Source organism: Chitinimonas sp., from assembly GCF_041904975.1.
In the GTDB taxonomy this organism is placed as follows: Bacteria; Pseudomonadota; Gammaproteobacteria; order Burkholderiales; family Chitinimonadaceae; genus Chitinimonas.
On record NZ_JAYRLZ010000233.1, the window covers coordinates 1 to 6692 of the forward strand.

A 6692-nucleotide genomic window follows, 5' to 3' on the forward strand; every position below is an offset into this window, starting at 1 on the left:
CCAGGCGCGTGGCCTCTCCCCCAGCGTGGCGCCGGCAATCGAGTTCTACCTGACTGCCGCCAATACCAACCCCGATCTGCCACTCACCGCACCAGTCGGGCGCGGTGGGCGGGCCGAGGTCGGGCAATCGGCGTTCAGCCTGAATATGCTCAACGAGCTGGCACCGTTCTGGGATGAATTCCACGCCGCCATCGACACCCTGGGCATCGCCGCCGATACCTGGATCCACGAAGCGGGCAACAGCCAGTATGAAATCAATCTGCTGCATGGCGACCCGCTGGAAGTGGCCGACCAGGCCTTCCTGTTCAAATATGCCGCCAAGGAAATTGCCCTGAAGCATGGGCTCAATGCTGTGTTCATGGCCAAACCGATGGCCGGCGAGGCCGGCAGCTCCATGCATCTGCACCAGAGCGTGGTCGACGCCAGTGGCGCCAATATCTTCAGCCTGAGCGACGGCAGCCCCAGCGAGGCGTTCTTCAGCTTTATTGCCGGGCTGCAGACCTACACCCCGGATCTGATGCTGATCTATGCACCGTTCGTGAATTCCTACCGCCGCTATGTCACCGGCAGCCAGGCGCCGATCAATCTGCAATGGGGCTATGACAATCGCACTGCCGGCCTGCGCGTGCCCAATAGCAGCCCGGCAGCACGGCGCATCGAGAACCGCATTGCCGGCGCCGATGCCAACCCCTACCTCGCCATCGCCGCCAGCCTGGCGGCCGGCCTCGCCGGCATGCAGGAAAAACTGCGGCCCAGCGAGCCGATCAGCGGCAATGGCTACGACCATGCTTATGGCCTGGCCCGCACCTTTATCGTTGCCCACGAGCAGATGGCGCAAAGCCGTTCAGCTGCGCACCTGCTCGGTGCCGAGCTGGTGCAAGCCTATCTGTCGGTAAAAGGGCTGGAGTACGACAGCTATCTCGGTGAAATCAGCGCCTGGGAGCGGCGCTACCTGCTGCCGCAGGTGTAAAGTGCCGGCCTTTGCAAGGCCAGCCGACAGCAAGGGCGCTCAATCCGCCATCACCACCTGATCGCGCCCGCTATTTTTGGCGCGGTACATGGCCTCATCCGCCCGGATCAGCATGGCATGGCCGTTTTCCTCGTCCTTGAGCTGGGCAATGCCGGTGGAAAAGCGGATATCGATATGGCTGGCATGATGAAAGAACGGCGTGCGGGCATTGACCTGGCGTAGCCGGTCCACCAGAAAGCGCGCACCGTCGAGATTGGTCTCGGGCAGCAGCAACAAGAATTCCTCCCCGCCATAGCGCACCAGGGTGTCGCTTTCGCGCAGCACGGCTTTGAGGATGCTGGCGAAATGCACCAGCACCTTGTCGCCGACCAGATGGCCGTGCTTGTCGTTTACCTGCTTGAATTCATCGAGATCGAGAATCCCGACCGTCAGCGCATGAGCTGCGCGCCGCGCCCGCTTCACTTCCTTGGCCAAGAGATGCTCCATGCCCTGGCGATTGAGCGCACCGGTGAGCGGATCCTGCTCCAGCGTCTTGCGGTTGATGGCCAGGTCGGACTGGATCTTGTCCATTGCCTCCTTGAGCTGCTGCAGATCTCGATGCGAGGCGCTGACGGTCTGGCACACCGTGTCGGTCGAGGCAATCAACTCATTGAGCACCGCCTCCAGCCGAGGCCGATCGAGGCCGGACTTGATCGCATCGAGCGAATGCGTCATCACCGCCTCACCGCGATTCAAGTCAGCCAGCAGCTCTTCCGAGGTGTCGCTCATCCCTTCCAATACGTCAGATACACGGAACAGCACCTGGTAGGCGCTCTTCAATTCTTCATCGCTCTTGTCCATCGGCGACTTGATTGCGGCAATGGCATTGTAGAATTTGGTGTAATTTTCGGGCGTCGGCGGCAGGCCCAGCTCGGCCAGTCGTTTCAAGGCGATCCGGGCGATATCAGCCGGGGTCAGCGACGGTGAGTGCGGTGAGGTCATCGAGCGCTCATTTTTCATCTCTAATTGCCAATCTTAGCGGAGCGACATTCCCGGCTCGCTGATCGCTCGGGTCATGGCGCTTTATGGAACTTGCCCATGCATATCCACATTCTTGGCATCTGCGGCACCTTTATGGGCGGCATTGCCCAGCTGGCCCGCGCCGCAGGCCACACGGTGACCGGCTGCGATGCCAATGTCTATCCACCGATGAGCACCCAGCTGCAAAATTCGGGGATAACCCTTATTGAAGGCTACACGCCCGATCAGATCAATCTCAAGGCCGACATCTATGTCATTGGCAATGTGATCACCCGTGGCAATCCGCTGATGGAAGCCATACTGGACGCGGGTCTGCCGTATATTTCCGGCCCGCAATGGCTGGCGGAAAACGTGTTGCGAAACCCGTCGTCGCCGCGCTGGGTACTGGCGGTCGCCGGCACCCACGGCAAGACCACCACTACCGCCATGCTGAGCTGGATACTGGAATACGCCGGCCTCGCGCCCGGCTTTCTGGTCGGCGGCGTACCGGAAAACTTCGGCATATCGGCGCGCTTGCCGGGCGAGCCACGCCAGGAAAAAGGCGGACAATCGCCGTTCTTTGTCATCGAGGCCGATGAATACGACAGCGCTTTTTTCGACAAGCGCTCGAAATTTGTCCATTACCGGCCACGCACCGCCATTCTCAACAATCTGGAATTCGACCACGCCGACATCTTTACCGACCTGGCCGCCATCGAAACCCAGTTCCACCATCTGGTGCGCACGGTGCCGGCACTGGGCCTGGTCATCGCCAATGGCCGCGAAGCCAGCCTCGACCGGGTGCTGGCGCGTGGCTGCTGGTCGAGCGTGGAGCGCTTTGGCGGCAGCGGCGCCTGGCAGATCGGCAGCCAGTACGACGATGGTTTCGAGGTGCTGTTCAATGAGCTGCCGCAAGGCCGGCTACGCTGGAGCCTGTTGGGCGAGCACAATCAGCTCAACGCCCTGGCTGCCCTCGCCGCCGCCCGCCATATCGGCGTGACGCCCGAGGTGGCGATTGCCGCACTGGCCGAATTCAAGAATGTGAAGCGCCGCATGGAAGTGCGCGGCACGGTGAAGCAGATCACCGTATACGACGACTTTGCCCACCATCCGACCGCCATTGCCACCACGGTGGCCGGACTGCGCCGCAAGGTAGGCGCCGCGCGCATCATCGCGGTGCTGGAACCCCGCTCCAACACCATGAAGCTGGGCACCATGAAGGCGCAGCTGGCTGACAGCCTGCACGAGGCCGATCGGGTGTTCTGCTATAGCGCCAACCTGGGCTGGGACCCGGCACAGGCGCTGGCTGAGCTGGGCGAGCGCGCGCAGACCCATGATCAGCTCGATCAATTGGTATCCGCCATCAGCGCCGAGGCACGGCCGGGTGACCATATCCTGGTGATGAGCAATGGCGGCTTTGGCGGCATCCACCAGAAATTGCTGGATGCGCTGGCGCTGCGTGCTGGCTAAACTGCGGCAAACATAGACGAGGGGCTGGGCATGCCAAGCAATGAAGCACTGGTACTAAAACTGGTTCAGTCGGTGCGCCTGTTTGCCGGCTTTGAAGTGAGCGAGGCGCAGGCCTTTCTCGACGCCAGCAAGCTGGAGCAGCACGCAGCGGGTAAACGGCTGATCGAAGAAGGCGATACCGGCTACCAGATGTATGTGATGTTGTCGGGCGAAGTGGCGGTCAAGCGACGGGTGGGCAATGGCGAAACCGAACTGGCGCGCCTTGGACCCGGTGATACCTTCGGCGAGCTGGCCCTGCTGGATTTCGGCAACCGCACTGCCAGCATCGAAGTCTTGCGCGATACCCGGGTGTTGGTCGCCGAGCGCGCCAGCCTGTTCCGCCTTACCACCCTGGAAGGCAAGCTCTACCGCAACCTCGCCATCATGATGGCCTCACGCCTGCGCGAAACCGACGACATGCTGAGCAAACTGGCCGAACAGGCCGAGACCCGCTCAGCATTCGAGAAAGTGGCGAGCCAGACGCAGCGGTTTTTTGTGGGGTAGCCAATTTAGAGCCCCCCTAAGTTTATCGAGACAGGCGCACAGTGCATTCAAACCACAAAGCATTCCAAATCGCGAATTACCAAGGAGACCACGCAAATGAATCATTCAGCAATTTCTTAGAAAAAAATTATTGAAAAATTAGCAAACCTAGCAAGCATTCGTTATGGCATTGCTCGCAGAAGCAAAAGATCAACCACCAACATGCAGACCCCATCAGGAGAATAGTTTTGAAAAACCATTACTGGCTGGTAATGCTATTACACGCAACACCCATAATGGCAGCACCCGGAGCAAATGATCACCACTCAATCAACACCAACAAGCAACCTTTCAGCAAGGCTCCGCAGAATAATTTTCCGAGAACCTTACTCGACAACCAGAGCACACAACCCGGCAATCTTTTTTCGGGAAAAATCCCGAACAAACCACCACAAATCAAATACCCATCAATTCACTCTTCCATTAACCTGGATCAACGCCAAGCATATAAGCTAGCCAATCAAAACCAAAATTTTCTGTACACACATGGCTGGCACGAAAACAACAACTATCTTGCAAATGATCCAGTTTTACGCACTGTCACACGATGCTCAATGCAAATCGAGTGGAATGAAATTTGCAATGCGATACAATTCCAACCAAGCCAGAATTTGACTTTTAGTGGCAGCCCCAATATCGACAAAGATGACATTGACAAAAATCCAGCAACAATTCCGTCCTCGTTCAAGTTTTGGCTTCCAGCCGGTGCAATTCAGCTGACTTTTCAACTCACCACCTATCAATCGACGCCGATGTTTGTCTCAATGCGCAAAGGCAGCCCTAACGGCAGGACATCGACACCATCAGTCATCGAGGTTGACCAGTTTGCACAAAGATTTCCCATCATCCCTGTCAATGGCTTTTCGCGTCTAGAGAAATTGTTTTCGGGTGATGAGCTATTGGCTGGCGCAGAAGGCGCTGGCCAATTCCAGATAATTATTGCTGGCGACGTTCTTCCCGCAGCCAAGGCAAATCCGAAGGGCGACTGGGTATATGTCAACATTTATGGCGGCCCGCCACTATCGATGAATTTGGCTGGCACTGCCGTCAAATCGTTATTCCAGGCAGAGTATGAGTCGATAAGCTATGACAAATTTGGCGATCCGATTCTTTCCAATGCTGACCTATCCGGCTCTGATTTCTCCGTTATTCCGGCTAAATCAGTTGACGCCAGCGGCTCGGCAGCCCTGGCCGTTGCCCTTACGCCACGACAGGAAGACCTGAACCAAGATGTGCAGATGATTGTGATTGCAAAAATCGACAATCAATCGTTTTACAAATCCGGAACCGCTTGGATACCGCTGAAGGCCGGCGACACCATTCCAGACTCGAATCAACAACGCCTCTTGAACGCCAACACGATTGAGATACTCGGAAGCCATGAGCAGATAAAAGATGATTGGTTGAAAGCTTCGCATGTCAAGGTGTTTGTTGGTTACAGAATCAATGGAAAAACGATTCTGTATGACAGCCCTTCATTTGCGTTCTGACCTCACATGAAACGACAAACGGAGAATCGATCAATTCTCCGTTTGCAGCCTGAACATTTAGTGCCGAACTACTGTCTGACAAATCAATCGCCAACCAGTCCTACCTCGCCAGCCGCCACACCAGCCGCGCCGCCACCTTGGCGGTGATGCCATCTTTATCGAAGACCGGATTCAATTCGGCGATATCGGCCAGCATCAGCTTGCCGGTGGCCTTGGCGGCGTCGATCAGGGCCTCCACCACCATCAGCTCCACCCCGCGAGCAGCTGGGGCCGATACGCCGGGGGCGGTGGCGGCAGGCAGGACATCCAGACACACCGTCAGGTATAGCCAGTCGACTTCGTCGGCGAAGAAGGTCAGGGTGTCGAGCAGCTCTTCTAGGTGTTCGCGGATACAGTCTTCATCACCACGCCAAGTGACATTGAGCTCTCGTGCCCGGTGAAATAGCGCTTCGGTATTGGCCGGCTCGGAAATGCCGAATACCAGATAGTTGAACGGTGCGCCATTGGCTGCGCAGGCCTCGGCGATCTGCCGAAACGGCGTGCCGGAGCTGCCCTGGCGGCCGCCGCGCAGATCGAAATGCGCATCGAGATTGATGATGCCGATAGTGGGCTTGTCCGCCTGGCGCTCAGCATGGTGAGCAAGGCCAAGGAAGCTGCCATAGGCGATCTCGTGGCCGCCGCCCAGCACCAGCGGCAGATGACCCTCTCCCAGCAAATGCGCCACCTGGCGGCCTAGCTCGGATTGCGCCGCTTCCAGCGCATCGCCCTCGCAGGTTACGTCGCCGGCATCGTAGATATGGCCCTCATGGTGCCAGGCCAGATTCGCCAGCGCCTTGCGAATGGTACGCGGACCTTCGGCCGCGCCTGTGCGGCCCTGGTTGCGCTGCACGCCGGCGTCGCAGGCAAAACCGAGCAGGGCGATGCCGGCCGGCGCATCGTGGCGCAGCGCCTGCAGCCGGTCGTGCCAACGGCGTGCCAGCGGGCCTTCTTCGGCATCGACGCGGCCTTGCCACAGGGTCATATCGGCGGGAGTGTGCATAGCTATCCTTGGTAAGAATTGAATTCAGCGCAGCACCGGCATGCCGCCGTGCCAGCGCATCACCAGCGGCTCGCCGCCCAGCCAGTAGCACAGCTCGGCCGGCCGCTCGATGCGCCATAGTGCGAGGTCAGCCCGCTTGCCC

General features: G+C 58.5%; 6 protein-coding genes. 4 read left to right on the top strand and 2 right to left on the bottom strand.

Features of this window, described 5'->3' with window-relative positions; genetic code table 11:
- Nucleotides 1–970, top strand: a 970-nt coding sequence (locus ACE3OH_RS17485) for a glutamine synthetase family protein (protein WP_374356041.1), incomplete at its 5' end; no start/stop codon positions are given.
- A 39-nt stretch (nt 971–1009) separates the two neighbouring features.
- Here the strand turns inward: ACE3OH_RS17485 and ACE3OH_RS17490 are convergent.
- On the bottom strand, nt 1010–1951 hold the full coding sequence (locus ACE3OH_RS17490) for a GGDEF domain-containing protein (RefSeq protein WP_374356044.1): 942 nt from the start codon (nt 1949–1951) through the stop codon (nt 1010–1012).
- Between the two features lie 96 nt (nt 1952–2047).
- On the opposite strand from ACE3OH_RS17490, the gene mpl reads away from it, so the two are divergent.
- The 3 genes from mpl (at nt 2048) to ACE3OH_RS17505 (ending at nt 5511) form a co-directional block, all read left to right on the top strand.
- Entirely contained in the window at nt 2048–3439 is a 1392-nt protein-coding gene (gene mpl, locus ACE3OH_RS17495; protein ID WP_374356047.1) for a UDP-N-acetylmuramate:L-alanyl-gamma-D-glutamyl-meso-diaminopimelate ligase, read from the top strand.
- A 30-nt stretch (nt 3440–3469) separates the two neighbouring features.
- Nucleotides 3470–3982 (top strand): Crp/Fnr family transcriptional regulator, encoded by a 513-nt coding sequence (locus ACE3OH_RS17500; protein ID WP_374356050.1) that lies wholly within the window; start codon nt 3470–3472, stop codon nt 3980–3982.
- Between the two features lie 227 nt (nt 3983–4209).
- The gene (locus ACE3OH_RS17505) at nt 4210–5511 is read left to right on the top strand and encodes a hypothetical protein (protein ID WP_374356053.1); all 1302 of its coding nucleotides are present in this window, start codon (nt 4210–4212) and stop codon (nt 5509–5511) included.
- Nucleotides 5512–5611: 100 nt separating this feature from the next.
- On the opposite strand, the gene hutG is transcribed toward ACE3OH_RS17505, so the two are convergent.
- Nucleotides 5612–6550, bottom strand: a complete 939-nt coding sequence (gene hutG, locus ACE3OH_RS17510; protein ID WP_374356054.1) for a formimidoylglutamase — start codon at nt 6548–6550, stop codon at nt 5612–5614.
- Between the last annotated feature and the right edge of the window lie 142 nt (nt 6551–6692).